The organism is Akkermansia sp. AE01SA01 (assembly GCF_036417395.1).
GTDB lineage: Bacteria > Verrucomicrobiota > Verrucomicrobiia > Verrucomicrobiales > Akkermansiaceae > Akkermansia.
Genome location: NZ_CP143890.1, coordinates 1,262,627 through 1,287,772, shown reverse-complemented (window position 1 = coordinate 1,287,772; position 25,146 = coordinate 1,262,627). Strand labels below are relative to the sequence as shown.

30 protein-coding genes are annotated in these 25,146 nt (G+C 57.9%); 21 read left to right on the top strand and 9 right to left on the bottom strand.

What is annotated here, in order from left to right; genetic code table 11:
• The first annotated feature begins 128 nt into the window (after nucleotides 1-128).
• The 6 genes from V3C19_RS05195 (at nucleotide 129) to V3C19_RS05170 (ending at nucleotide 4,293) form a co-directional block, all read left to right on the top strand.
• Entirely contained in the window at nucleotides 129-872 is a 744-nt protein-coding gene (locus tag V3C19_RS05195) for a class I SAM-dependent methyltransferase (protein WP_130082566.1), read from the top strand.
• Nucleotides 873-1,101: 229 nt separating this feature from the next.
• On the top strand, nucleotides 1,102-2,487 hold the full coding sequence (locus V3C19_RS05190) for a UTP--glucose-1-phosphate uridylyltransferase (RefSeq protein WP_130082565.1): 1,386 nt from the start codon (nucleotides 1,102-1,104) through the stop codon (nucleotides 2,485-2,487).
• The gene (locus V3C19_RS05185) at nucleotides 2,474-3,028 is read left to right on the top strand and encodes a hypothetical protein (RefSeq protein WP_295931551.1); all 555 of its coding nucleotides are present in this window, start codon (nucleotides 2,474-2,476) and stop codon (nucleotides 3,026-3,028) included. The genes V3C19_RS05190 and V3C19_RS05185 overlap by 14 nt, the downstream gene beginning before the upstream one ends.
• Entirely contained in the window at nucleotides 3,015-3,377 is a 363-nt protein-coding gene (locus V3C19_RS05180; protein ID WP_295874689.1) for a peptide chain release factor-like protein, read from the top strand. The genes V3C19_RS05185 and V3C19_RS05180 overlap by 14 nt, the downstream gene beginning before the upstream one ends.
• A gap of 145 nt (nucleotides 3,378-3,522) precedes the next feature.
• On the top strand, nucleotides 3,523-3,960 hold the full coding sequence (locus V3C19_RS05175; protein ID WP_295931553.1) for a MarR family transcriptional regulator: 438 nt from the start codon (nucleotides 3,523-3,525) through the stop codon (nucleotides 3,958-3,960).
• Between the two features lie 9 nt (nucleotides 3,961-3,969).
• Nucleotides 3,970-4,293, top strand: a complete 324-nt coding sequence (locus V3C19_RS05170; protein ID WP_130082561.1) for a multidrug efflux SMR transporter — start codon at nucleotides 3,970-3,972, stop codon at nucleotides 4,291-4,293.
• A 118-nt stretch (nucleotides 4,294-4,411) separates the two neighbouring features.
• On the opposite strand, the gene coaD is transcribed toward V3C19_RS05170, so the two are convergent.
• Complete coding sequence (gene coaD / locus V3C19_RS05165; RefSeq protein ID WP_295874694.1) at nucleotides 4,412-4,939, bottom strand: pantetheine-phosphate adenylyltransferase; 528 nt, start codon at nucleotides 4,937-4,939, stop codon at nucleotides 4,412-4,414.
• 365 nt (nucleotides 4,940-5,304) lie between these two features.
• Between coaD and V3C19_RS05160 the strand changes: the two genes are divergently transcribed.
• From V3C19_RS05160 to V3C19_RS05145, 4 genes are all read left to right on the top strand, one after another.
• Nucleotides 5,305-6,480, top strand: coding sequence for a DUF4153 domain-containing protein (locus tag V3C19_RS05160; protein ID WP_295931555.1), 1,176 nt, complete (start codon nucleotides 5,305-5,307; stop codon nucleotides 6,478-6,480).
• Nucleotides 6,428-6,748, top strand: a complete 321-nt coding sequence (locus V3C19_RS05155; protein WP_295931558.1) for a hypothetical protein — start codon at nucleotides 6,428-6,430, stop codon at nucleotides 6,746-6,748. The genes V3C19_RS05160 and V3C19_RS05155 overlap by 53 nt, the downstream gene beginning before the upstream one ends.
• Nucleotides 6,749-6,834: 86 nt before the next feature.
• Complete coding sequence (locus V3C19_RS05150) at nucleotides 6,835-8,001, top strand: 1-deoxy-D-xylulose-5-phosphate reductoisomerase (protein WP_295931560.1); 1,167 nt, start codon at nucleotides 6,835-6,837, stop codon at nucleotides 7,999-8,001.
• Between the two features lie 14 nt (nucleotides 8,002-8,015).
• The gene (locus V3C19_RS05145; protein ID WP_295931562.1) at nucleotides 8,016-9,233 is read left to right on the top strand and encodes a DUF418 domain-containing protein; all 1,218 of its coding nucleotides are present in this window, start codon (nucleotides 8,016-8,018) and stop codon (nucleotides 9,231-9,233) included.
• A gap of 79 nt (nucleotides 9,234-9,312) precedes the next feature.
• Here V3C19_RS05145 and V3C19_RS05140 read toward each other — a convergent pair whose 3' ends face one another.
• Entirely contained in the window at nucleotides 9,313-9,852 is a 540-nt protein-coding gene (locus V3C19_RS05140) for a hypothetical protein (RefSeq protein ID WP_130082556.1), read from the bottom strand.
• A 272-nt stretch (nucleotides 9,853-10,124) separates the two neighbouring features.
• Between V3C19_RS05140 and V3C19_RS05135 the strand changes: the two genes are divergently transcribed.
• Nucleotides 10,125-10,415, top strand: a complete 291-nt coding sequence (locus V3C19_RS05135) for a hypothetical protein (protein ID WP_295931570.1) — start codon at nucleotides 10,125-10,127, stop codon at nucleotides 10,413-10,415.
• Nucleotides 10,416-10,452: 37 nt separating this feature from the next.
• The gene (locus V3C19_RS05130) at nucleotides 10,453-10,905 is read left to right on the top strand and encodes a 6-carboxytetrahydropterin synthase (protein WP_130082554.1); all 453 of its coding nucleotides are present in this window, start codon (nucleotides 10,453-10,455) and stop codon (nucleotides 10,903-10,905) included.
• 47 nt (nucleotides 10,906-10,952) lie between these two features.
• Here V3C19_RS05130 and V3C19_RS05125 read toward each other — a convergent pair whose 3' ends face one another.
• Both V3C19_RS05125 and V3C19_RS05120 read right to left on the bottom strand, forming a co-directional pair.
• On the bottom strand, nucleotides 10,953-11,711 hold the full coding sequence (locus tag V3C19_RS05125) for a DUF3313 domain-containing protein (protein WP_161981250.1): 759 nt from the start codon (nucleotides 11,709-11,711) through the stop codon (nucleotides 10,953-10,955).
• A 127-nt stretch (nucleotides 11,712-11,838) separates the two neighbouring features.
• Nucleotides 11,839-12,999 carry a radical SAM protein gene (locus tag V3C19_RS05120; protein WP_295931571.1) on the bottom strand — a complete coding sequence of 387 codons (1,161 nt, stop codon included), beginning with the start codon at nucleotides 12,997-12,999 and terminating at the stop codon, nucleotides 11,839-11,841.
• A gap of 144 nt (nucleotides 13,000-13,143) precedes the next feature.
• Here V3C19_RS05120 and V3C19_RS05115 point away from each other — a divergent pair, with 144 nt between their 5' ends.
• Nucleotides 13,144-13,467 (top strand): hypothetical protein, encoded by a 324-nt coding sequence (locus V3C19_RS05115; protein ID WP_330937169.1) that lies wholly within the window; start codon nucleotides 13,144-13,146, stop codon nucleotides 13,465-13,467.
• Here V3C19_RS05115 and V3C19_RS05110 read toward each other — a convergent pair.
• From V3C19_RS05110 to ffh, 4 genes are all read right to left on the bottom strand, one after another.
• On the bottom strand, nucleotides 13,454-13,654 hold the full coding sequence (locus V3C19_RS05110) for a hypothetical protein (protein WP_130082550.1): 201 nt from the start codon (nucleotides 13,652-13,654) through the stop codon (nucleotides 13,454-13,456). The two genes, V3C19_RS05115 and V3C19_RS05110, sit on opposite strands and share 14 nt — an antisense overlap.
• A 475-nt stretch (nucleotides 13,655-14,129) precedes the next feature.
• Nucleotides 14,130-14,336, bottom strand: coding sequence for a hypothetical protein (locus V3C19_RS05105; protein ID WP_130082549.1), 207 nt, complete (start codon nucleotides 14,334-14,336; stop codon nucleotides 14,130-14,132).
• A 42-nt stretch (nucleotides 14,337-14,378) separates the two neighbouring features.
• Nucleotides 14,379-16,031 (bottom strand): beta-N-acetylhexosaminidase, encoded by a 1,653-nt coding sequence (locus tag V3C19_RS05100; RefSeq protein ID WP_330937168.1) that lies wholly within the window; start codon nucleotides 16,029-16,031, stop codon nucleotides 14,379-14,381.
• A gap of 88 nt (nucleotides 16,032-16,119) precedes the next feature.
• Nucleotides 16,120-17,559 (bottom strand): signal recognition particle protein, encoded by a 1,440-nt coding sequence (gene ffh, locus V3C19_RS05095; RefSeq protein ID WP_295874712.1) that lies wholly within the window; start codon nucleotides 17,557-17,559, stop codon nucleotides 16,120-16,122.
• 112 nt (nucleotides 17,560-17,671) lie between these two features.
• Here ffh and nadA point away from each other — a divergent pair, with 112 nt between their 5' ends.
• Nucleotides 17,672-18,607, top strand: a complete 936-nt coding sequence (nadA, locus tag V3C19_RS05090; protein ID WP_130082547.1) for a quinolinate synthase NadA — start codon at nucleotides 17,672-17,674, stop codon at nucleotides 18,605-18,607.
• A 15-nt stretch (nucleotides 18,608-18,622) separates the two neighbouring features.
• Nucleotides 18,623-19,621 (top strand): SAM-dependent methyltransferase, encoded by a 999-nt coding sequence (locus V3C19_RS05085; protein WP_130082546.1) that lies wholly within the window; start codon nucleotides 18,623-18,625, stop codon nucleotides 19,619-19,621.
• 566 nt (nucleotides 19,622-20,187) lie between these two features.
• Here V3C19_RS05085 and V3C19_RS05080 read toward each other — a convergent pair.
• Nucleotides 20,188-20,481 carry a DUF2089 family protein gene (locus tag V3C19_RS05080; RefSeq protein WP_130082545.1) on the bottom strand — a complete coding sequence of 98 codons (294 nt, stop codon included), beginning with the start codon at nucleotides 20,479-20,481 and terminating at the stop codon, nucleotides 20,188-20,190.
• A gap of 426 nt (nucleotides 20,482-20,907) precedes the next feature.
• Here V3C19_RS05080 and V3C19_RS05075 point away from each other — a divergent pair, with 426 nt between their 5' ends.
• From V3C19_RS05075 to V3C19_RS05050, 6 genes are all read left to right on the top strand, one after another.
• Nucleotides 20,908-21,162 carry a hypothetical protein gene (locus V3C19_RS05075; RefSeq protein ID WP_130082544.1) on the top strand — a complete coding sequence of 85 codons (255 nt, stop codon included), beginning with the start codon at nucleotides 20,908-20,910 and terminating at the stop codon, nucleotides 21,160-21,162.
• Nucleotides 21,163-21,527: 365 nt separating this feature from the next.
• Nucleotides 21,528-22,109 (top strand): NADH-quinone oxidoreductase subunit NuoB, encoded by a 582-nt coding sequence (gene nuoB / locus V3C19_RS05070; protein WP_067572915.1) that lies wholly within the window; start codon nucleotides 21,528-21,530, stop codon nucleotides 22,107-22,109.
• A gap of 35 nt (nucleotides 22,110-22,144) precedes the next feature.
• The gene (locus tag V3C19_RS05065; RefSeq protein ID WP_295931578.1) at nucleotides 22,145-22,729 is read left to right on the top strand and encodes an NADH-quinone oxidoreductase subunit C; all 585 of its coding nucleotides are present in this window, start codon (nucleotides 22,145-22,147) and stop codon (nucleotides 22,727-22,729) included.
• 35 nt (nucleotides 22,730-22,764) lie between these two features.
• Complete coding sequence (locus V3C19_RS05060; protein ID WP_295931581.1) at nucleotides 22,765-23,595, top strand: hypothetical protein; 831 nt, start codon at nucleotides 22,765-22,767, stop codon at nucleotides 23,593-23,595.
• On the top strand, nucleotides 23,592-23,903 hold the full coding sequence (locus tag V3C19_RS05055; protein WP_295931583.1) for a ribonuclease III domain-containing protein: 312 nt from the start codon (nucleotides 23,592-23,594) through the stop codon (nucleotides 23,901-23,903). The genes V3C19_RS05060 and V3C19_RS05055 overlap by 4 nt, the downstream gene beginning before the upstream one ends.
• A gap of 10 nt (nucleotides 23,904-23,913) precedes the next feature.
• Nucleotides 23,914-25,053, top strand: a complete 1,140-nt coding sequence (locus V3C19_RS05050) for an AMP-binding protein (protein ID WP_295931586.1) — start codon at nucleotides 23,914-23,916, stop codon at nucleotides 25,051-25,053.
• The last annotated feature ends 93 nt before the right edge of the window (nucleotides 25,054-25,146 follow it).

The following is a 25,146-nucleotide window of genomic DNA, read 5'->3' as shown; positions in this document are numbered from 1 at the left end:
GCCAAAGCAAGCAGAATCCCGGACGCATGCGGAAAATGCGCAAGGGGCCGTTTCCCCGCCGGGACATGGCATAATAATGCGGGGTTCGTCTTGGAGAAAAAGCCCGTCACCTGTATGCTGGCGCCGTCATGGAGTGGAACGCGGATTTGTATGAAGACAAGCACGGCTTTGTCGCGGACTACGGGAAAGACCTGCTCTCCCACGTTCCGGACAATCCAGGACAGGCCATTCTGGACCTGGGCTGCGGCACGGGCGCACTCACGCAGGAACTGCTGGCCAAATCCGCCCATGTCGTCGGGGCGGACGCTTCTCCAGACATGGTGCGCAAGGCGCGGATGCTTCACCCGGACATCGACTTCCGGGTGGTGGACGCCTGCCGGATGCCGTGGTCCGACCGGTTCGACGTCGTTTTTTCCAACGCCGTTTTTCACTGGATTCCCGATCAAAAGACCCTGCTGGAAAATATTTTCCGCGTGCTGAAACCGCAAGGCAGGCTGGTCTGCGAATTCGGAGCCGTCCGTAACATACACCGCATTCAGCAAGCCTTTCAATCCATCCTTTGCCGCCAGAAAAGACATTATGAAAGTCCCTTTTACTTCCCCACCGTGGAGGAATACCGGAAATTAGTGGAACAGGCCGGACTGCACCCGGAACTGGTCATGGATTACGACCGCCCCACGCCGCTGAAGGACGGGGAGAACGGCCTGCGCAACTGGGTGGCACAGTTTTTTGCCTCCGATCTGGCCCCGCTGCCGGAAGGCAGCCGCATCCGGATTTTTGAAGAGATGGAGTCCGCCCTCCGGAATGAGCTGTGGAACGGAGTCCAATGGGTGGCCGACTACCGGCGCATCCGGGTCATAGCCGTGAAATGACATTTTCCGCACCGCTTTCCCACGTGAGGAACATTCCCTTTCTGCCTCAGCGTTATCGCAGAAGCACCGGATATTCGGCACAAAAAAGGCTTCCCGGAACAACTACCGGACTTTCTTTCCCTTTCTCCATCCGACCATTCGCGGGAGGAAGGAAAACTACCGGAACTACCATGCCGGGTACGCGCATAATGCTTGAGAGTTCTCCGGTCATTTTGTACAACCCCCGGCAATGAGTACGTTCACTCCTTTTGAAGAAAAGATGGAGTCCGCGGGCATCTCCACCGCAGCCATCAAGGCATTTTCCCGCTGTTACGAAGCTCTCGTTTCCAACCATTCCGGCATGATCCCCGAAACGGACATCAGTCCGGCGGACCAGGTGGCGGACTGGAAGAACATCACGGATTCCACGGCCCCGGCCGGAAAGGACCTGATTTCCCAGTGCGTCTGCATCAAGCTCAACGGGGGCCTGGGAACGAGCATGGGACTCCAGAAAGCCAAGAGCCTGCTCAAGGTGAAGGGGGAGGACACTTTTCTCGATCTCATCGTCAGGCAGGTGAAACACCTGCGCACCATATCCGGAACCCCGGTGCGCCTGCTGCTGATGAATTCCTTCTCCACCAGCGCGGACACGCTGGCCTATCTGGAAAAGTATGCGGCGGACGGTTTTGCCGACGCCCACCAGGTGGAACTGATGCAGAACCGCGTGCCGAAGATTTTGGCCGATACGCTGGAACCAGCCTCCTATCCGCAGCAGCCCGAACTTGAATGGTGCCCTCCCGGCCACGGGGACCTGTACCCGGCCCTGCTGGGTTCCGGCTGGCTGGACCGGCTTCTGGAGGACGGCGTCAAGTATGCCTTCATCTCCAATTCCGACAATCTGGGAGCCCAGCTTGACATGAATTTCCTGCGCTGGTTTGCGGAAAGCGGAGCCCCCTTCGTCATGGAAGTCACGCGCCGCACGGAGGCGGACAAGAAGGGCGGCCACCTGGCCGTCAGAAAATCCGACGGGCATCTGATCCTGCGGGAGGTAGCCCAGTGCCCGGACGCGGACATCCCCGAATTCCAGAACATTTCCAAGCACCGTTATTTCAATACCAACACGCTCTGGATCCGCCTGGATTCCCTCAAGCAGATTCTGGACGCCAACGGCGGCGTACTTCCCCTCCCCATGATCCGGAACAGCAAGACGGTGAACCCCAGGGACCCGGAGTCCGCCAAGGTGTTCCAGCTGGAAACGGCCATGGGCGCGGGCATCGAATGCTTCCCCGGCGCGCGCGCCGTCAATGTGCCGCGCTCCCGCTTTTTCCCCGTTAAAACCACCTCCGACCTGCTTTTGCTGCGTTCCGACGCGGTTTCCGTAGATGCAGACGGCAAGGTGGCCCTGGCTCCGGAACGGAATGGAGCCGCCCCCATCGTGGACCTGGACCCCAGCCTGTACAAGCTGGTGGATTCCCTGGACAGCCTCGGCCTGCCTTCCCTGGTGGGGCTGGACAAGCTGACCCTGCGCGGCCGCTTCCATTTTCAGGATGGGGCCGTCCTTCAAGGCACCCTGCTGATGGAGAATAACACGGAAGAAACGAAGGAAATCTTTCCTGGCATTTATGCCGGAGCCTGAACATACATCATCCGACACACTTCCCAATCCGGTGAAAACCGGCCTGGGGGTGGACGATATCCGCCACATTCCCGTACAGGAGAGGGAATTGCGCTTTACGCGCAACCGGGCGGGAACCTTCCTGACCGGATCGGCTTTCCTGCTGATTGCCATAGCAGGTTTTCTCCAACTTGCGGGGCACGGCACCATCACGCCCTATCTTCCCGCCCCCTTGTGGGCCATGCAGGCTGCGGCCCTGATCCCAGCCGTCCTCTTCCTGTATCTGGGGCTCCGCTGCCTGAAGCATGCGGCCGTCATCGTCACGCCTCTGGGCGTGGAAATTCTCCCCTTTGTGCGTCCGCGCCATACCATGCGGTGGCACCTCTGGCAGCAGATATGCTCCGCAGAGCGGGACGGAACACGGCTGACGCTCCGCCTGGCGGACGGAACAAACACCATCATCGGAATGGCTCCCCTGACGGCATCCAGCCGGGACATGCTGGTCCATGCCGTTCAGGCGCGCCTCAACTCCCTGCATCAATCCGGTTATGGTAAGGCCTGAAAAACTCGCCGCCCTCAAGGAGCGCATGGAATCCCTGGGAATCCGGGAGCAGGACCTGGAGGAAAGTTTTGTTAGAGGCGCCGGGCGCGGCGGCCAGAAGGTGAACAAAACCAACAATTGCGTTTATCTTAAACATGTCCCGACGGGCATCGCCGTCAAGTGCCACGTGGACCGTTCCCGGGAGCTCAACCGCTTTCTGGCGCGCCGGGAACTGTGCGACGCCGTGGAACGGCAGCAGACGGGCCAGTGCGCCTCAAAAGCCCGCGTTATCCAGCGCATGCGCAAACAGAAGGACAGGCGCAGAAGGCGTTCTTCGGCGCATTCCCGGCCGCCAGCGGAAGACATGTAAGCAATTCCCGTGAACGCGCCGCTGCATGTATCCCTGCTCCATGGGCAATTTCCGGTAGTCCCCGTTCTGCCGGACGGGACTGGTTTCTGTATTGACTTTCCGGTATGTCCTGATATTTTTAGTCCGAAATCAGACTATTTATTACATGCACCTCGACCTCAAATCCACGATCAGGCGTTACTACCAAATCTGGCTTGAAACCAACGAGCTTTATTCCCAATGGGCCGAACAGCACGGAATCACGATCAACACGCTTCTGGTGCTGTACATGGTGCGGAATACCGAACGCTGCACCCAGACGGACCTATGCAGGATGCTCATGCTTCCCAAGCAGACGGTGAACAGCATCCTCAAAAACCTTGAAAGCCGTGGTTACGTTTCACAGCAGACGGACAGCGCCGACAGGCGCAGCAAAATCATCATTTTTTCCCCTGAAGGCAGGGATTACGCGGAACACGTCCTGACCGAACTTTACGAGGCCGAATCGGAAGCGTTCAATGCCATGAGCCCCGAAGAGGTCAACGGATTGATCAGCCACAGCCGCGCGTACCTCCGCCATTTCCGGAAAGCCGCTCATCCATAGGAGACTGTCATGCCGTATTTGTATTTGCTGCTGTCCATAGCGGGAGAACTGATAGGAACGCTCTGCCTGAAATACGCGGAAGGGTTCACCCGCCCGTGGCCGACGGCAGGGGCCATTGCCGCCTATGTTATCTGCTTCCTTTTCCTGTCCAAATCCCTCAGGGGTATTGAGCTGAGCATCGCGTACGCTTCCTGGTCCGGCATCGGTATGGTAGCCGCCACCTGCCTGTCCGTCTTCCTGTTCAAGGAGCATCTGAATGCCGCAGGCGTTTTTGCCATCGTCCTCATTGTAACGGGCACTGTGCTTCTGAATGTCTCCGGCACGACGCATTAGGGCAGAGATTTTGAGCCGTCAAGGTTCTGAGGAATTTTCCCCAGCCGGGACGGAGGAAGAGGCGCAGGAAGCTCTCCGGAATGCGTTGAGGGAAATGTGACAGGCGCCGGGAATATCCCTATTGGCCGCCCTGCCGGCGCATTTCCTCCGTCAGGGTTTTATATTTCATCTTGAGCAGGGCGAACACGTTCGGGGGAACGTAGCGGCTCACCTGGCTTTCCCAGCCTTCCGGCCCGATCAGGCCCTTGATCATGCTGGAGGACAATTCCGCCGTATCGCGCGGGGGCATCAGGAACACGGTGCAAACCTTGGGAGCCATGTCCGCATTGATATGGCGCATCACGCGTTCATATTCATAGTCCTGTGTAGAGCGGATGCCGCGCAGCATGAAGGAGGCCTCATGCTCCTTGGCAAAGTCCACCAGAAAGCGGTTGTGGAATTCGGCGATGCGCACTTCCGGCATGTCGGAAAGCGCCGTCCGGAGCATGTCCATGCGCTCTTCATGGGAAAACGTGTAGTTCTTTTCCGGATTGTCGCCAATGGCCACAATCAGCTCATCAAACATCCGCGCCCCCTGCCTGATCATCCACAAGTGGCCATTGGTCAGGGGGTCGAAACTACCGGCGTACACGGCGATGCGCTTCATCCGTGCATGCTATACGCCCTCTTTTGGAAAATACAATCCTTTTTCATCATACCTTGTGACCACCCTTGGAAACGGCATGGCCGAACCTCCGCCTTTCATCGGAATCCGTCTTGACAGTTTCACGGAAATCTTTAAAGAGGAACCGTTCCCCGTGCCGCTGCGTGCAGGGAAACCTTCCCGTTCCCCCTCCCCCGGCAACTCCTATGACAGACCAGCCCTCTCCCTTTCCGGAACGCCCGGCGTTTCCGTCAATGCCCGCAGACACATCCGTCCGCCCTCCAGCCCCGGCACTCCCTCCTTCCTAGTGGAGGCACGGGAACATACCTCTCCTTGCTCTGGTATGCAGCGGTTTTGCCGCGGATTTCATGTTCGGCACCCTGCAAGGCCTGGGAATCGGTACGGCGCTGGCCATCCTGCTGTACACCGCGGCCTTCCTCATGCTGCGGACGGATATCAGCCGCAAGGAACAGTGGTTCCTGGGCGTCATGGCCGTGCTGAATGCCACCGCCGCCGGCCTCAACCTTTCCCCGGATTCCCATTACAACCTGCTTGTCGCCATGTTTCTTCCCCTGGCCGTCATTTTCCTGCCGCGGAAAGAGGGAAACGGCTATGTTCCCGGAACAAGGTACGTTTCCTGGCTGGAATACAGATTTTTCCGCATGAATCAGGTGCGGAAGGCGGCACAGGGTCTCAGGGGAAAACTTCCTCTTGCCGCCAGCGTCGCCATCGGTATCTCCCTGTTTCTCTTCTTTCTCTCCATCTTTGCGGACGGGAATCCGGTCATCGCTTCCGTCAGGACCGCCATGAACGAGCTGGCCGTCCGCTACCTGTCCTGTCTGCTTCCCAGCAGGGAGATGTTTATTCACTTCCTCCTGTGGGTACTGGGTTCCCTGTCCTTCGGCATTCTGACCATGCACCGCAGATGCGCCCCCTTTGGCGAGGACCGGCCCATCCGGCCGGAGAAGCCGTGGCTGCCATCCCTTCCGGTCATTTCCCTGCTGTTCATCAACCTGGCTTTCCTGGTCAACAACGGAACGGACATCTCCTTCCTGTGGAGCGGGAAGGTGCCGGAAGGTATTTCCCAGACAGGCTACCTGCATGAAGGGGCGGACTCCCTTACGCTGGCAGCCATTCTTTCCGGCTTGATCCTGTTGGTCATGTTCCGCTCCTCCGGGGCCGTAAGGGCTTCAAAAACGGGGACCGTCCTCGGCTTTATACTGGCTGTCCAGACAGGGCTGATCGCCGGCAGCGTCGCGGTGAGGCTGTACAACCAGATAGAAGACTTCGGCTTTTCCCCCACGCGCGTTACGGCCGGAATTTACCTGCTCCTGGGCGCCTGTTTCCTGGGCCTTCTGTTCGCCTACATGACCGGCAGCGGCAACTGGGAACGCTACGGGGTGCGCTGCGGGGCCTTGTCCCTCGTTTTCCTGTGCCTGGGGGGGGTTCCGCAGTCCTTCCCAGTTGAGCGGGGACCTCAACCTGATGACCATGGACAGCCACCCGGAGTGGTATTTCAGCGACGGCGACCTGTCGCGCTTTGAAATCCGGGACAATTTTTCTTTTGCGGCAGCTGTTTACCAAAGGCTGGGAGCAGACACCGTAGCAGGAGCCAATGTATACCAGATGATTAGAGAGTCCATTTTTTACTATAAGATTTCCAACTGGAGATCCTTCAATTTGCAGGGATGGCGCCAGAAATACCAGGAGGAGGCATTCAGCCGCCTTCCTGTTCCCACGGCGGAGGCCACTTACGGGACCAAGGCCTGGAAACCCTCCAGCCGCCCCACGGGAATGAGGCCGGAAGCCTGACGGAAAACCTCCACACCGCGCTCCGTCAAGATTTTCATCCCCCGGCTTGTCAAGAGACCATATTTTTTGCATCATTCTTTTCCGTTATGCAGAAACGACGCGTCGTTATCCTGGGCTCCACCGGTTCCATCGGAACCAGCGCCCTGAAAGTAGCCCGGGACATTCCGGACAGAATGGAAGTGGTGGGCCTGGCCGCCGGCAGCAATGCGGAGGCCCTGGCCCTCCAGGCACGGGAATTCGGCGTTCACAACGTCTGCATTTACGATCCGTCCAGGGCGGAGGAACTCTCCCGCGCCCTTCCCGGCTCGCAGGTTGAGACGGGGGAGGAAGGCCTGTGCCGCCTGGCACAGCTTCCGGAGGCGGACATGGTGCTGATTTCCATCGTGGGCACGGCGGGGCTGCGCCCGGCGCTGGCCGCCATTGAGGCGGGGAAGGACCTGGCCATCGCCAGCAAGGAAATTCTGGTCATGGCCGGACAGATCGTGATGGAAAAAGCGAGGCAGGCCGGAGTACGCGTACTCCCCGTGGACAGCGAACACAACGCCATTTTTCAATGCCTGAACGGCAACCACGGGGGGCCGGAAGCCGTCTCCCGTCTGATCCTGACAGCCTCTGGAGGCCCCTTCCGCACCTGGAAGAAGGAAGACCTGGAGCACGTCACTCTGGAACAGGCGCTCAAGCACCCCACATGGACCATGGGCCGGAAGATCACCATTGATTCCGCCACCCTGTTCAACAAGGGGCTGGAAATGATCGAAGCCCGCTGGCTGTTCGACGTCCCCATGAACAAGGTGGACGTAATCGTGCACCCGCAGAGCATCGTGCATTCCATGGTGGAATACATGGACGGCACCGTGCTGGCCCAGATGAGCAGTTCGGACATGTGCTTTCCCATCCAGTACGCCGTCACCTGGCCCGACCGCGTTCCCAATTCCCTGAAACAGCTCAATTTCGCGGAGATCGGTCAACTGGTTTTCGAGGCCCCGCGGCCGGACGCCTTCCCCGCCCTGGACTTGGCGCGCAGGGCCGGAGAATGCTGCGGCACGATGCCCGCCGTGTACAATGCCGCCAATGAAGTGGCGGTGGACGCCTTCATCCGCGGCGATCTCCGCTTCACCGGCATCTGGAAGCTGGTGGAAGCCGTCATGAACGACCATGCGAACACGGACGCCCGCGAAAACCTGGCCCCCATTCTGGAGGCGGACGCCTGGGCCAGGAGCCGCGCCGCCGCGCTAATACCTTCCATCCCCTGATTTCCCCTCCTCTCATGACAGCCCGGAGTTCCTCCGGGGCCCCTGCTCCCGCGCCCCGGATCACCATTCTTGACATTCTCAGGGCACTGGCCCTGCTGGGCATTGTCATCGTCCACGCACACGACCATTTCAACCTGTACCTTCCCGTTCTCCCCGCTACGGGATGGCAGGCGGCGGCCAACGGTGCCGCGGACTGGCTCTACGAACACCTTTTCGTCAGCAAGTCGTTCCTTCTCTTTTCCTTTCTGTTCGGCCTCAGCTTCTTCATCCAGCTGGACAGACAGGAGCAAAGAGGCGTGGATTTCCGGAAAAGATTCATGTGGAGGCTCGTTCTGCTATTCCTGCTGGGCCTGGTCCACACCCTGTTTTACGACGGGGACATTCTCACCATTTTCGGAGTCCTTGGATTCGCGCTGGTTCTACTGTACAGGCGCCGCACTCCCTTTCTGGTCATTCTGTGCCTGCTGTGCCTGATGCAGCCCGTCAACGTCATGGACGCCCTGGCCCGCGCCGGAATGGCGGAGGGCTGGCCCCATTCCTCCGGCTGGTTCCTCCCGGATTCCCCGGCGGCGGGGCCTTCCCGGGAATTCCTGTACGCCGGCGGCTCCTGGGAGGAGGCGGCCTGGTGGAACCTCACCCGGGGACAGGTCGGGAAATGGCAGTTTTTCCTGCTCAGCGGCCGCATCTGGCAAACGCTGGGACTGTTCATCCTAGGCATGCTGGCAGGCAGATGGCGGCTCTTTGCGGACGCTCCCGGCAAGCGTGTTCTGTTCCTCCGGCTGCTGGCAGTTTCCCTCTTGCTATTCCTGTCCCTGCTGGCCGTGCGAACGCTCCTTGTTCCGCTGACGTCCTCCCCCGCGGGTTCCGACCTCCGGCACCTTGTCCTTCAGTGGGAAAACCTTTCCTATGTAGCGGCTTTCGTTTCCGGAGCCGTCCTGCTGTTTTCCCGCCCCGGCCTTCACCTGCCCTCCGACCTGCTCAGCAGCACCGGAAAATGCACGCTGACCTGCTACGTGACGCAAACGCTGATATTCACGTTCCTGTTTTTCGGCTGGGGACTGGGGCTGGCACGGAGCATGGGACCGTGGATATGCCTGTGTTCCGCCGTAGCGGTCTTCTGCCTTCAGGCATGGGTATGCCGCCAGTGGCTGAAGCACTTCCTGTACGGCCCGCTGGAATGGCTGTGGCGCACGGCCACCATGTGCCGGATGCAGCCGTTCATCAGGAAATAAGGCCTGTACCTCGCACAGGACTCCCTTCCTCAAGCCAGGGAAGCGCGGAAAGCGGTTTTCCCGTGGAACGGCGGCGGATTCACAGCCCCCACACGGAATAGCACAGGACAAGCACAATATTGGCTGCGGCGGCGAGAAAAAAACGGCCGATTTTCAAATAGCCGATTTTTCCCAGCACGAGCGACAACAGCAGAAAGGAGGAATACAGGGCAATCCAGATTAGGGCGAACGCCGCCAGGGCGCTGCCATTGCCTCCTCTGTCAAGGGTCATGTGCCAGCCGGACAGAATCAGCGGGAGTGCGGGCATGACCGCATAAACGGCATACACCCAGTTCCGGACTACCGGTCTGGAAGTGACGACCAGCGGGTCCTTGTCAAAAAGAACGTTTCCGGACTTGATCGCGCTCCCGGTCTCCCTGCGCAACGCAAAGGGCAAATAGAACGGTACCAGCATCGGCAGAAGGGCGGGCCATCCGTACACAATCGCCCCCAGGCCGATGATGAAGGCTAAAACTGAAACAAGAATGACCGGCGCCAGTGCGATCAACAGGAAAACTAGGCCCGTTTTGCGATCGGCCCTGTCACCCATTTTCAGGAATGTCCATGAAACATAAGCCATAAGATGATACCGGGATTTTCTCTTTCCCGTTTCCTCCTGATACAGGATCAACGCACGGATGGCAAGACATTTGCAGGCTTCACGGTTTTGCAGCCTGTACACTCATTTGCGTGGGCGTCCGCTACAATGAGCTTGTTTTCAAGACATCAGGGGTTTTCTATTTCTTTCTCGCCATTCTGTGTACCCAGGCTTTTCCCATGTTGGGGAGAAATCGTAAATTCCTCCTTGTTGCCTATATTGCCCTCTGCAGCATTTTTCCGTTCAAGATTTTCATGCATCATGCCAGGACATTTGCAGTCACCCCGGAAGCCATTCAGAAGAATATCCACAATGAATGGAACGGCTCCCTTTACCATCCTGAAGACATTTCCTACTGGCAGATTGTGAAAAAGCTGACTCCGTTTGAACAGCTGCTGTTTTATTCCCGGAAAGGGGAAAACGGCGAAAGAGTCATGGCATGGTGCCGCACAGGACGGGATATGAATAGTCCGTCCAGCCGACCGCAGAAGGGGGAAGCCATATGGAAACGCCCCTCCCGCAAGACAGATAACGCCCCTCTTTGATATTGCCCCCCATGGCCGGGCACGTTATCCTTCTTGCATGGCATACCGAATTTGCAAATCAATCGAGCTGGAAAGCGGACACCTTTTATCCAAGCATCCGGGCAACTGCAAATTCCCCCACGGCCATACACGCTCCGTGGAGATGGTATTCCGCGCGGATTCCCTAGACGCCAGCGATATGGTGCTAGATTTCAAGGCTGTCAAGCAGATGATGGGCGAGTTTCTCCAGCAGTTTGACCATTCCCTGTGCATGAATACGGAAGATCCGAATTACAGGACCTTCCTCGCCGCGTACGGCGACCGCATCATTCCATTTGACCGGGAGGACCCCACCAGCGAAGTGATGGCCCGCACTATTTTCACCTACGCCCGGAAAGCGTTGGAAAAGGCCAAGAAAACTTTTACGGAATACCCAGTCAGGGATTGTGTTACGCTGGAACGCGTACGCGTCTGGGAAACCAGCAGTTCCTGGGCAGAATATGGGGAATGAGGGAAAAACCGGGCATTCCGGCCCCCGTCATAATGCCTGATCCACTGTTAAAACGGGTTTAGCGTCATCATGTGCTTATTCGTCCTGTGCCCATAGGTGGAGGAATACACATCCGTAATTTCCCGAGCCCATTCGTCAATAGTGTGCTGATGGTGGGCGTATTTTTTAAAGTCCTTGGTATCCACGCCCAGCAGGGAGCTGTGGTCTTCCTCATAATCCGCAAATTCGGAAACGATGCGGCCGTTCTCATCACGCAGGCGGCCCGCCATGGCGATGTGCCCCTTCTTGATGAACCTCTTGACCAGGCCGCCGCCCTTGATACCACTCAACGCCGTGACAAAGATGCCGGCCTTGGCGTTCGTGGGTGTGATGGAGATGATGGCGAGTTCCAGCGTATAAGCACCCTTGGTTCCGACGGGAACCATGTCAAAATTCGGGTTTTTGGCAACCTCCTTCTCCATACTGGCCGTCACGCTCCTCTGGAAGTACGCCGCCAAATTGTGCAGGGCGTCAACCCCTTCCTTGCTTTCCGGCCTCACATCCATGTGAACCGTATCCACCGGAAGAACAGCCATCATCACCTTTTCGCCATTGACGCCGTTTACCCTGTCATTCCATATTTTGTCATCCGGGGCGTTCCAGTACGCATCAAAGGGAATGTGGGAGTCCTCATTCTTCACATGATGCTCCACAAACCCCGTCTGGGGCACATGCTTGAAGTTATTGGAACAGGCCACTACCGCCATGCCGCCAAGCAGAACGAGCACCATCAGGGAAGCCAGAAACAGAAACCGATATTTTTTCATAAACAGGCAATCAGCTAGAATCATTTCATACATGAGCCCGTTCTCCGTGTCAATCAAACCGCCGGAAATGAAAACATTAAATAATACATTCCTCCATGTGCAGTCTTCCGCCTTTCCGGAACGCCGCTCAGTCCTGACATTCTGCAGCCGTATTTCCGTCTCCTGAGGAAACGCCGGAATAAAATTCCCGGATGAACCAGGGGTTGCGTTCCTCCCACAAGGTTTCCGCCACCCTGTCCGCCACCCGGATGGAGAGTTTTTCATGGAAACAGGTGAATTCCCCCACCCAGTCCGTCCTGCCGGAGGTTACGTAGTTGACGCAGCCGCACCATTGGAGACACCGCGCACGCAGGGAACAGTCCAGGCATTTGGGGTTCCTGTTGCCGCGGGCAGCCGCCAGCTTCAGCTTTTTCTCCCGGTCCACTCCGGTAAGGACATTGCCCATGCACAAGTTTTCAAGGTCATCATTCCCTACCAGGCGGGCGCAGGGGTAGATGTTTCCGGAGACAGCTACGGCGATTTCCCGTTCCCCCAGGGAACACATGTCACAGGTCTGATACCCGCCCTTCACATAGGCGCCAATCTTGCTCTGAATGACGTTCAGCGTCAGCGGATTTCCTGCCCGGTAACGCCGCACGACTTCTTCCCCTACCTTTTCATAGGCAGCGGAAAGGGCTGCCAGTGCCTCCGGCGTCCATTTAGCGCCAAAGTCCGGGTTCAGCATGATGTCCAGCCCGCAGGCCCCCCCCATCCACCGCACGGATTCCTCCAAATGCTTCACATTGGCCGGATTTACCACGCAAATCAGCTCCGCCCGGTGTTCCCTTCCCTTAAACCATTCCAGCGCGGCCACGCACTCTGCATGAGAGCTGCGGCCATCCGGATAATTGCGCCATACTCCGTGCATAGCTGCGTTTCCGTCCATGGAAAGCCCCAGATGAAATCCTTTTTCCATCAGCCATACCACACGCTCTTCCGTCAGCAGGGTCATGTTGGTGGTGAGCGTCCATTTCAGGTTGATTCCGGCGCGGGAGGACTCTGCTTCCGCATATTCCCGGCATTCCTGAAGAAGAGTCCATTCCAGCAGGGGTTCCCCGCCAAAAAAGCCTATCTGGATTTCAGGCATTTTCCCCAGCGCCTTCCCTTCCCGGCATGCCTGTTGCAGCCCGAAGTCAATGGAGCGGAAAGCGGTTTTGCGGCTCATGGAAACCGCCCTTTTACGGCCTGCATAGCAGTAGCCGCAACGCAGGTTGCAGTCATGAGTCAGGCACAGGGTCAGATAAATCATGGTTTTTAGGGAATATCAGCCTGTCAGGACAACGAAACAGAAGATGATTTATCCGTTCACCTTCCACGTAGTTTCTCCGGGCAGCCGCTTCCTCCATTCCTTGGAACGGGAATCCGCACGTTTTTCAGGAGATAGAATTTCAGGGTGTTCCGTTTTTTTCTTTTCCAAATCCGAATCTCCAGAGCAATCCTGATCGGAAACTGCCTCGTTCACCGGAAGTACATCAACGACCATGCCCGCAGTTCTCGTGATGGTATACAAGCCGGAGCCATCTTTTGTGTGAATCGCCTCTTCCTTTTTTCCGGCATTATCTGGAGCTTCCTCCCGGGGCTGGCAGGACATCAAGGTTCCGGCGGCAGTCAGCAGGACACCCGTTTTCAGCAACCTGGAAAATTCGGCACGGGTGGGATAACCGCCGGAAAAAGATTTTTTTGCATTCCCGCCTATCATTCCTTTATTTTCCCTTAACGTGAATAATCTTAATAGGAGGAGGCAACGGAGCTACGCCCAAGACCTGTTGCTGGGAGCAGGCGATCAGGTTGCCGGACATGGCGGTGAGGAGGCCCAGCTTCAGCAATCTGGACATTTCCTTTCCGGTAGGATAATCGGGTTTCCGCTCCGGTTGCGGAGGAATGGAGGCGCGGGGGGTAGTCATGCTTTCCTGTTCCTATAAAATACTTTGACTGTCAAGAAAAAACATTATTTTCCCAGTCACCGACATGGCATTTTCCTTCCAAAGCTCCCCCAGATTTCTTTTGCCTCCTGCGCAGCAGCATCCACAATGCAGGCTGATGCCATGTATCAGAGGAAAAATCAATGCAAACAATACATTCAACCTACCCAGTGAAAGACGACAGAAATTCCAAGTTGCTCACTTCTCCAATCGCCTCTCCCATGCAGCCGGAAACTCTCCGCCGGTACGGCGCAAATGGTCATCAGGACAGGATCCCGTGTCTTTTTCATGACCGCCAACCGGGGATGCATTCACCCCTGATGAAGTTTGGAGTCCGCAGGACATCAAGGTTCCGGCAGCGGTCAGAAGAACTCCGGTTTTCAGCAATCCGGAGAATTCGGCCCGGGTGGGATAACTGCCGGAAAAAGACTTTTTTACATTCCCGCTCATCATTCCTTTACTTTCCCTTACCCTGGATCATCTTAACGGGAGGAGGCAGCGGTGCGCCCCCCAGGTGCACTCCCTGCTGCTGGGAGCAGGCGATCAGGTTGCCGGACAGAGCGGAGAGAAGGCCCAGTCTCAGGAGTTTTGATATTTCCTTTCCAGTGGGATAACCGGGCTTCCGGCACGGTGCGAGGGACATGGAAGCAGAAGGGGCAGCCATGTCTCCCTACTCGCACCAATGCCGTTGACCGTCAAGAAAAAATTATTCGTCCTCCCCCAGGGGACGATACTTGACGGCCAGTTTTTCCAGGAGTTTCAGAGCCATGGCCGCACGGGCGCGGAAGGAGCGGTAATCCCTGGGATCACAGTCGCTCCAGGCGCGCTCCGCCAGCGCGAGGGCGCGAGGCCACGCCATGTATTCCACCAGCCCCATATTGTACAGGTATTCAGTCCAGATGTTGGCCTGAAGGCCGCGCACCTTGACGACCTCCTCCGGGGAGAGTTCCGGCAGTTCATAACCATACACCTGCTTGAGCGGAATGAGGCCGCCTATGGCTTTAGGCTCCGTGGAACCGGCGGACTGGTAGTAGTCAAAGTAGAAGTGGGAGCTGGGAGCCAGAATGACGGGGTGCCCTTTTCTGGCGGCGGCAGCGGCAAAGTCATTGCCGCGCCACGCCATGACGAAGATATGCTTGTCGGCTTCCAGTTCACCGCCCTCGTCCCAGACGATGGCGTCATACCCGCCCTGCCGCACATAAGCCGCCACTTGACGGAGAAAGTCCCTGCCCAGAGCCTTCAGGCTGTTTTCATTCAACCCCTTCAGGCGGCTCTGGCAGTACTTGCAGTTTCTCCATGATTCCGTGGAAACTTCATCATGCCCCAGATGAATGGGGGAACCGGGCGGAAAAATGGTCTTCAATTCATCCACCACGTCTTTCACGAACCGCATGGTTTCCGGACGCCCCATGCAAACGGTGTCCCGCCCTTTTTTGCCTTCCACGGGAAAGTTGACACCGTCGCAGACCAGTTCCCCGTAGGCGTGCATGGCGGCGTACGCATGTCCGGGCAATTCTATCTCCGGAACGACTGTCACCCGGCGATTCCGGGCGTATGCGATGATCTCCTTCATCTGCTCCTGTGTGTAGAACCCGCCGTACGTCGCTTCCGGATCGTTCTCCTGAATAGCCAGCTTCACTTCCTGCCAGTTCCATTCCCCGTTGGCCAGCGGCACGCGCCAGGCGCTCATGGTCGTCAGGAGCGGGTATTTTTTGATTTCCAGCCGCCAGCCGGGACCGTCCGTCAGGTGCAGGTGCAGCCGGTTGAGCTTGAACAGGGACATGGTGTCTATCATGCGCTTGACTTCCGCCATCGTGAAGAAATGGCGGGAGACGTCCAGCATGATGCCACGCCACTCGAAGCGCGGAACGTCCCTGATGGAGAAGGCGGGTACGGAAAAGCCGCCTTCCGTCCGGTTGGCGTTCAGTATCTGTACTGCACTCTGCCATGCGTAGAAGAGCCCCTGCGGAGCCGCCGCGCGAAGATGCAGGACGCCTCTTCCCCCATCCCGGCTTTCCAAGCGCATTTCATACCCCTCTTCCGTTTTCATGGGCTCATCTTCCAGGGAACATAGCACATCCGCCGAGTTCCTGTCTCCGGTCATGGACAGGCCCGTGACAATGCCCTGGGCATTCAAAATATTAAGCAGGGCCTCCACCGTTCCGGCGTCCCTGCCGGGGGCATAAACGGCCAGGCGCAGTGGCAGCCGTACGGGAACGGAGACGTCAGACCTGCATTCGGACGGAGCGGGAAGCAAAATGTTTTCCGCAGGGACGGGAGCCTCTCCCGCGGCCGTCAGACATCCAGCCAGAGCCAGAAAGGCGCTCATCCGGTGAAAACGTTCCCTGGTCAGCCTCATTCCGGATTTACGTGCCCAGGGGCAGAGACCTTTCACCCAAGGAAAATAAAAAAGGCGCGGCATGATGCACGCGCCTTTTTCAAAACGGTTATTTGCGGCCGCCGAAGAGGCCTCCCAAACCTCCGCCGAGCCCGCCAAGACCTTTCAGGGCTCCCAGTCCGCCGCCCATGCCGGGAAGGCCGGGCATCTTGCCTCCCTTCCCCTTCATGGCCCCCATCTGCTTCATCATGGCGCCCATTTTACCCTTGCCGGACATCATCTTGCGCATTTCCGAAAAGTTCTTGATGAGCTTGTTCACCTCCATCAGGGAACGTCCCGAACCGGCAGCGATGCGCCGGCGGCGGGACGGGTTCAGCAGGTTGGGGTTGCTGCGCTCCCTGGCCGTCATGGAAAGGACGATGGCTTCCATGTGCTTCATCCTTTTGGGATCAAGCGCGCCGTCCGGGAGCTGTTTTTTGATTTTTCCGAAGCCGGGCAGAAGTCCCAGCAATCCTTCCAGGGGACCCAGGTTCTGCATCATTTTCATCTGCTCCAGAAAGTCATTGAAGTCGAATTTGCCGGACATCATCCGGCTCATGGACTTGGCCGCCTGTTCCTCGTCAATGCGGGCGGCGGCATGCTCCACCAGGCCCACGATGTCCCCCATGCCCAGAATGCGGTCCGCCATGCGGCCGGGGACGAAGGGGCCGAACTGGTCCAGCTTTTCCCCTTCCCCGGAGAATTTGATGGGCTTGCCCGTCACGGAACGCATGGAGAGGGCCGCGCCGCCGCGGGCGTCGCCGTCCAGCTTGGTAAGGACGATGCCCGTCACGTTTACGGCCCGGTCAAAAGTCTGGGCCACGTTCACGGCCTGCTGCCCCGTGGCAGCATCCACCACCAGAAGGGTTTCACGCGGAGAAAGGAAGGAATGCAGATGGCGGAGCTCGTCAATGAGGGCTTCGTCCACTTCCTGTCGGCCCGCCGTGTCAAAGATCATGACGGTGCCGTTCTGGGTCTTGGCCCATTCCAGGGCTTCCCGGGCCACGGCCACCACGTCCCGGCTGCCGGGGGCGGGCTTGTACACGGGCACCTGGATTTGTTCCGCCAGCGTAGCCAGCTGGTCGATGGCGGCGGGGCGCACCAGGTCGCAGGCTACCAGCAGGGGGCGCCGCCCTTCGTTTTTCAGGCGCAGGGCCAGCTTCGCGCTGGTGGTGGTCTTCCCGGCGCCGTTGAGGCCTACCACCATGATTCTGGCGGGGTCCGTCAGATCCAGTCCCACGGCATCGCCGCCCAGCAGGGAGGCGATTTCATCACGGAAGATTTTGACGATCTGTTCTCCGGGCTTGATGGATTTGAGCACTTCCTGCCCCATGGCGCGCTCCTTGACGCGGGCAATGAAGTCCCTGGCCACGCCGAACTCCACGTCGGCTTCCAGCAGGGCCAGCCGGATGTCGCGCATGGCGTCCGCAATGTTCTTTTCAGAAATCTTTCCCAGGCCCCTCAGCCTCCGGAACGTGTTGTCCAGTTTATCTGCTAAAAGTGAAAACATAATCGTGCGGTGTGCCAGACTGTGCCACAATTCCCCGCCTCCGTCAACAGGCGCGGCCAGCATCAGGACATGATGCTTGACTTGCCGGGGCTTCCGTCCCATCTTTTCCCGCATGGCACCCGTTGACCTGAAAGAGGAAATCCTGCGCTTGAAGAAAGAGCGCAACGCCGTCATCCTGGCGCACAGCTACCAGACGGCGGATATCCAGGATATTGCGGATTTTGTGGGGGATTCCCTGGGACTGGCCTACAAGGCGCAGAGCACGGACTGCCGCGTGATCGCCTTCTGCGGCGTCCACTTCATGGCGGAAACCGCCAAGATTCTCAATCCGGATAAAACGGTCGTCCTGCCGGACGCCGACGCCGGGTGCTCCCTGGAAGCCTCCTGCGACGCCGGGGAACTGGGAGCTTTTTTAAAAGAAAACGCCGACAGGAATTATTACGTGGTGGCGTACGTGAACTGCTCCATAGGCGTGAAGGCTCTGGCGGACGTCATCGTCACTTCCGGGAATGCCGTCAACATTGTCTCCCAGGCTCCGGAGGACCGCCCCATCCTGTTCGTGCCGGACCAGAACCTGGGCGCCTGGGTAGGCCGCCAGCTCGGCCGCCCGATGGAGTTGTGGAACGGAGCCTGCCACGTGCACATGGAGTTCACGCGGGACCAGATTCTGGCCCTGAAGGAGAAACACCCCGGCGCGCTGGTGGTGGCCCATCCGGAATGCACGGAGGCCGTGCGCCTGCTGGCGGACCACATTTGCTCCACGGAAAAAATGATTCCCTTCTGCACGGAGAGCCCCGCCTCCTCCTTCATCATCGTGACTGAATCCGGCATCCTGCACCGCCTGCGCAAGCTGGTGCCGGGCAAGGAGTTCATCCCGGCCCCCACGGAACAGTGCTCCTGCAGCACCTGCCCGTACATGAAGATGAACACGCTGGAAAAACTGTACCACGCCCTGCGTGACCTCACCCCCGCCGTGGAATTGCCGGAAGACCTGCGCAAACGGGCGGAGGCCCCCCTGCTCCGCATGCTGGAGCAGTCCAAATCCTGACCGCCGTTCCCGGACATGATACGCCTTTCCGACCACATCGCCGCAGCCGGGGGCTGGCTTTCCCTGGAAGCCTTCATGCAGCTGGCCCTGTACCATTCGGAGGAAGGCTATTATTCCACCGCCATTGAAAACATCGGGATGCGCGGGGATTTTTCCACCACGCCCACCCTTTCCCCCATTCTGGCCAAAGCCATCATTGCCCGCTGGAAGGAGGCGTGCGCCCGCTGCGGCACGCGGCTGCCTCTGCTGGAGATAGGAGCCGGGTCTGGCGCCCTGGCCGTCAAGATCATGGACCAACTGGGGTTCTGGAACCGGCTGAACACGGATTACGTCATTGTGGAGACGTCTCCCCGGCTCCGGGAGTTCCAGCACCTTCTGCTGGGCAGCCAGGCAAAAATCTATTCCGGCATGGAAAAAGCACTGAAGCACTGCGGCGGAAAGGCCTTCATCTTTTCCAATGAACTGGTGGACGCCTTTCCCGCGCGGGTGTTCGAATATACGGAACAGGGCTGGCAGGAAGTCGGTCTGACCGTGAAGGACGGCGCCGTCCGGGAGGAGTTGCGCCCCGTCCTTCAAAAGCCCCTGTTTTCCCACATGCTGGAGTACGATTCCCAGCCGGGCCAGCGCATTGAAATCCATGATTCCTACGCCAAGTGGTTCACCGGATGGCTTCCCCTGTGGAGTATGGGCTCCATGACAGTCATCGACTACGGAGCAGAGATGGAATACCTGTACCATCGCCGCCCCAGAGGCTCCCTGCGCGGCTACAAAAGCCACCAGGTGCTGAGCGGGGAGGAGCTGTACAGCTACCCCGGCAGGACGGATATTACCTGCGACGTCAATTTTACGGACCTTCTGGAACTTTCCCGCAACTGCATCGGGGACCGGGTCACCCTGGCCACCCAGCGGGACTACCTGCTTCCCTACGCGGAAAAAACGCCCCAGGACGCCTTCCTGACCGACGAATACGGTGCGGGCGGCCATTTCCAGGTTCTGATTCACGAACGCTTGTAAATGAGCACACGTTTTAACGGCAGGAGAACATACTTCCCCTTCAGCCCCAAGTTTTTTATGGAAGCACTCAATGCAAATCCGCGATGCCTGCCGCCGACGGATCGAACCACATGTTGATTCTTTTTTGTATTATTGTATTTTTACAAAGAAACAGCTATTGCCTGCCGATGTTTTCCTGTGAGGCATGTCCGGTTATCGGGGCTGACTTATGTGATTCCGTCAATTCATGTCCTCAATTTGCATTTTTCTTAATTCCGCTGCCGTGTAAGCGTTCCTGAAAACAAAGTAAACGGTGGACATGGGAAACATGGTAACTCCTCCGGTCAACAGCAGCGTATACCAAACGTGATAGGGCTGACCGACAACATAAGCAGTACCCCCGGAGAGTAAAAATAACAAACTAATACCAAGAAGACATTTGGCCGTGTTCAAGATCAACCTGCGGCATTTGCCTTTCCGGGCGTAAAATGCAGCAATGGGAGCCAGAGTGCCACAAAGTACTCCGATGGCCGTACCTGGTATCCAGGCATACCTCGCAGCCGTCATTGGATCGAACCACATAGTGTTTATTCCTTTCTAGTTTTATTGTATTCGTTGATAAGGGACTTGGCAGTTTCCAAATCAATTTTCTCATTCAGGGCAAGTTGCTTGATATACGTGACAAAAGGGTCATTCATCATGATGCTATCGGCCGCTTCAATTTTTTTAATCAGCTTGTCCAACCGCAATCTTACGGTGGGATACGTTACCCCGTATTGTTGCGCCACCGCCTTTAATGATCCTGAAGACAGAATGAACTTCTTAATGAAACTTATGTCTTCATCCCCAAGATTCGTGAACCAATCTGACGTAATGTTCATAAAAATACCTCAAACTCTTTAATATTATTCAATGTATATTTAATTATATCCAAGTCAAGAGAGATCGTTTTAATTTTTCCGCCTGAGGATTTTGAGCATCGTCCCACTTGGAAATAGAAAAATAAAGGACATGAGGGTTCTCTTCCAGATCTGTTGAAATGATCCCGCAACTGTGCGGAGATTGCAAAACCGGACAAGCCCGGTTAGTCGGAAAGCACAGCCTAAAGCCCGTAAAGCAAATAAAAATGAATCAAACCTTCGCTAACAAAAGGCGTCCTTAGGTCAAACCATGTGAAATATTCTCCTTCTTTCGTTCCCTTCTGATGACCGCGCCTTGGGAACAGAGATTTTCCGGTTCTTGCCAGTTAGCCTGGACATTCCGGGTTCCATCCATCAAATTCCGTTTCCACCTCCTTTCCCAACACCATGCTCGACCTTCTTTCCCTTCTGCTGGATGTCCCGTCCCTTTTGGCGGGGCTTTCTCCACGTTCCCGATATGAAGGGGAATCCCCATACTGGCGTTTCATGGGACTTCTTCTTCTGGCGGCGGACTTGGCCGTGTTGTTTTCATGGAACATTACGGAAAGCATGCCGGCCCTGGTGGCCGCTATTGCCCTGAGCCTCTGGCTGGTCGTGCATCTTGTCATCCGCTCCTCCAAGGACAGGGAGAAACGCGGTTAACTCTCCCTTCATGACAAAAATTACATAATATGTTCATTTGCAATTTCTACCGCTCTTCTGTCATAATTTCTTCAACTTTTTTGAACGTTAAACCGTCCTGCGGACTCTAACCTACATCAGTAACAAACCGGGTGGCGGGAGGTAGAGAGACCGCCGTCCATAATGGGGAGTTCTGAGTTTCATAGGTAATATAGTTGGATAAAAACCCGCACGGGGGCAACCCTGTGCGGGTTTATTCATCCCGCTCCGAATGGTTTGAAAGACCAGGCGGAACGGGGCCGTAGAAAAACATGATTGAACCAAATTAAGGCTTGAGAGTTGAAGGCAGGTCGCTAATCTGGCTTTAGCAAGATTTATCTATCATCATGGTCACCACAAACGAACCGAATATTTACGAAACAGGAGTATTGGACCCCAATGCGGAAGGCAATTTCGTCTACACCACGCTGGATGCCGCCATCAACTGGATTCGTAAAAATTCCCTCTGGCCCATGCCGATGGGGCTTTCCTGCTGCGCCATCGAGTTCATGGCCGTGGCCTGCTCCCGGTACGACCTTTCCCGTTTCGGCTCCGAAGTGACGCGTTTCTCCCCGCGCCAGGCGGACGTGATGATCGTGGCCGGCACCGTGACCTACAAGATGGCCTTGGCCGTGCGCCGCATCTGGGACCAGATGCCGGAGCCCAAATGGTGCATTGCGATGGGCGCCTGCGCTTCCACCGGCGGCATGTTCCGCTCCTATTCCGTGCTGCAGGGCGTGGACAAGATTCTGCCTGTGGACGTTTACATTTCCGGGTGCCCTCCCCGGCCGGAAGCCATTCTGGAAAGTCTGCTCACCCTCCGCAAGAAGCTGGACACCCAGCATCCCGCCCGCACCTTCTTCAAGAAGGATGAACCCAGGGAAGCCAACTCCCCCATGCCGATTTCCACGGAAATGCCCATCGAATAAACCTTCCCTCCTCCACCTTTTACCTCCTTTTCTCCATGCCTTCTTCAGAATCACAGATCAAGACCGCTGCAGACAGCGTCCTGAACCGCTTCGGCAGAAACGTCATCACGGACCGTTATGAATTTCGCGGAGACACCACGCTGACCGTGGCCCGCAATTCCGTGGCGGAAGTCGTCCGCTGGCTGCGGGATTCCGCCGGATTCGACATGCTGGTGAACCTCTGCTCCGTGGACAACATGGGCGAGAGCCCCCGCTTTGAAGTCATCTACACGCTGACCCAGGCGGAAACCGGCGTGAACCTGAGCCTCAAGACGAAGGTGGACGACGGCGAGGAAGTGCCCAGCGTCTCCGGAATTTTCCAGGGCGCCAACTGGCACGAACGCGAAGTGTGGGACTTGATGGGCATTAAATTCTCCGGCCATCCGGACATGCGCCGCATCCTGATGTGGGAGGGCTATCCCTATTTCCCGCTCCGGAAGGATTTCCCCGTCCAGGGCCTGCCCACGGAAGTGCCCGGAGTGGCGTTTACGGAAGCAGCCCCCACCCAGGGAGCGCCGTTCGCCACGGAACAGGGCGCCTGCCCCAGTACATGCCGCGAACCCAGGTCACACAAGTTTTAGCCCCGTTTTCCGCCCTGCGAGCCAGGGCCCGCCCCATGATCCGTTTCGCCTCCATCCTGTCAGTATGCTTCATCAGCCTGCTCGGCAGCTGCCAGAACGCCAATCCGGCAGAGCAGGAATGGAAGGATCAGTTGTATAAAAATCTGGCCCTTGTCGGGGCCAGGAACTGGATTGTCATTGCGGAAGCCTCCTTCCCGGCTTACACGGGGCCCGGCATCAGGACCATGGTTTCCGACAAGAAGTCCGACGAAGTTCTTCTTGAGGTTCTGGACATTCTGGAAGAGGAGGCCCACGTGCTGCCCCGCATCATGATCAGCTCCGAGCTGCGCAGCGTCACAGAGGACTACGCCCCCGGCATCAAGCGCTACCGCAACAATATCAACAAGATGCTTCCCGGACGCCAGCATTTTGAACTGATGAGCCGCACGATCAATTCCCTGATCGAAGACGCTTCCAAGCAGTTCAATGTATTGGTCATCAAGACCAAAACGGCGCTTCCCTATTCCAACATTTACATTGAACTGGATTCCGGCTACTGGAATTCGGAGTCGGAAACGGCCCTGCGCAAAAAGCTGGAGGCCAGGGACGCCGCCAACCGCCGCCAGGCCGGGGATACCGTTCTGGACGTTCCGCTTGCACCTGTCCCGGTCCCCAATCCCGCAACCGCACCGGTGCAGCCCAGTTCCGCAGCCCCGCCGCCGGCCGTTCCCGCCGCATCTCCTGCGGACAAGCTCCCCGTGCTTCCCAAAGACGGCGGACAACCGGCCCCTGCCGCGCCTCCGGCCGGAGACAAGACGCCCGGCATCGCCCCGCCGCCCATCAAGGACCCGCTGGGCGGCAAGTCAGCCATCGCCAGATTTTCATGAACCGACATATCGACAAGGCTACCGAGGAACGCCTCCGCATTGAAGCATGGGTGGGCGACGCCATTCTGGCGCTTTATGTAAGGGAATGGATTCTGGCGGAAGAAGGAGCCATCAACGGCAGGCTCTTCGTGGAATTCACCAGCAATGATTTCCTGCGCCGCACGGGCAACGCCACGGGAGTGGAAGCGGAAATAGGCCGCATGTTCAAGGCGGAGGGGCTGGAAGCCGCCTACGCCTGGATTGAACAGAATTTGAGACCCCGCATGGAGGAACGCTGGCATACCCTGCGCCGGAAAGCCCTCAGGTAATCCCGCCGCCATGCCCGCTACCGGAACACCCATGCCCTGGGAGCAAAACGCCGGACCGTGCGTGATGGCACCTCCGCATCTGTCCGAATGGGCGCAGCGAGCTGCCGCCTTCCTGGAACGGCAGGGCGTGGAAGACCTCGTCGCATTCGCTACGTCCGGATCTTCCGGCTCCCCGCCCAAGGCCGTTTTGTTTACCCGGCAGGCGTTGAACATCTGCGCCCGCGGCGCTCTGGAACACCTGCATGCGGAACGCGGAGACTGGTGCTGTCCCCTCCCTGTCTGGCACGTGGGGGGAGCCATGATTTACCTGCGCGCCGGACTTGCCGGAACGGCCGTACATACCCTGGAGGGCAAGTGGAATCCCCATGCCTATGCGGACCTGATGAAAACTTCCGGTGCCTGTTGGTCCTCCCTGGTGCCCACGCAGGTAGTCGACCTGGTGAACGAGGCAATACAGGCTCCTCCCGCCGTCCGGTGCATCATCGTGGGCGGCGGCGCTCTGGATATGGAGACAGGCAGGCGCGCCCGCTCGCTCGGCTGGCCCGTGGTCCAGAGCTACGGCATGACGGAGTCCGGCTCCCAGCTGGCTACCGCCTTTCCGAATGAACCCTACCACACGGACCGGCTTTCCATCCTCCCGCACTGGGAGGTGGCGGCGGATTCCCTGGGCCGTGCACGCTTCCAGGGTGAAGGGAAGCTGTGCGGCCGCCTGCTGACGCAGGACAACGGCGAATTCCTGCTGGAACACGTGCCGTCCCGCGACTGGTGGACCACCTGCGACCTGGTTCGCCTGGAAGGGCGCTTCCTGACGTTCCTGCGCCGGGCAGACAGGCTCGTCAAAATCCTGGGGGAGCTGGTTGATCCGGATGCGGTCCAGGAGGCCCTGCGGCACCGCGCACCCGGCGCCGTGGTGGAAGCCGTGCCCCACCCGCGCGCAGGAGCGGAACTGGTGGCCTGCGGTCCTTCCGCGGCACGTCTGAAAGAAGCTTCCCGCAAATGGAATGAAACGGCGCCCGGCCCGCAGCGCATAGGCTCCATCATGGAAACGCCCATACCCCTGACAATCATGGGAAAACTGGACCGCATCGCCCTGCGCGCCATGCTGCGTCAACATCCGGAGAAACGGGAGCGGATGGATTTTCCCTGCTAGGAATGCATCCGTTCCGCGGCTTTTCATTTCCCCCTCCGGAGTGCGGGCAGAGGCATATCCACCACTCCCGGAAAAAGAACGTGACATAATAAA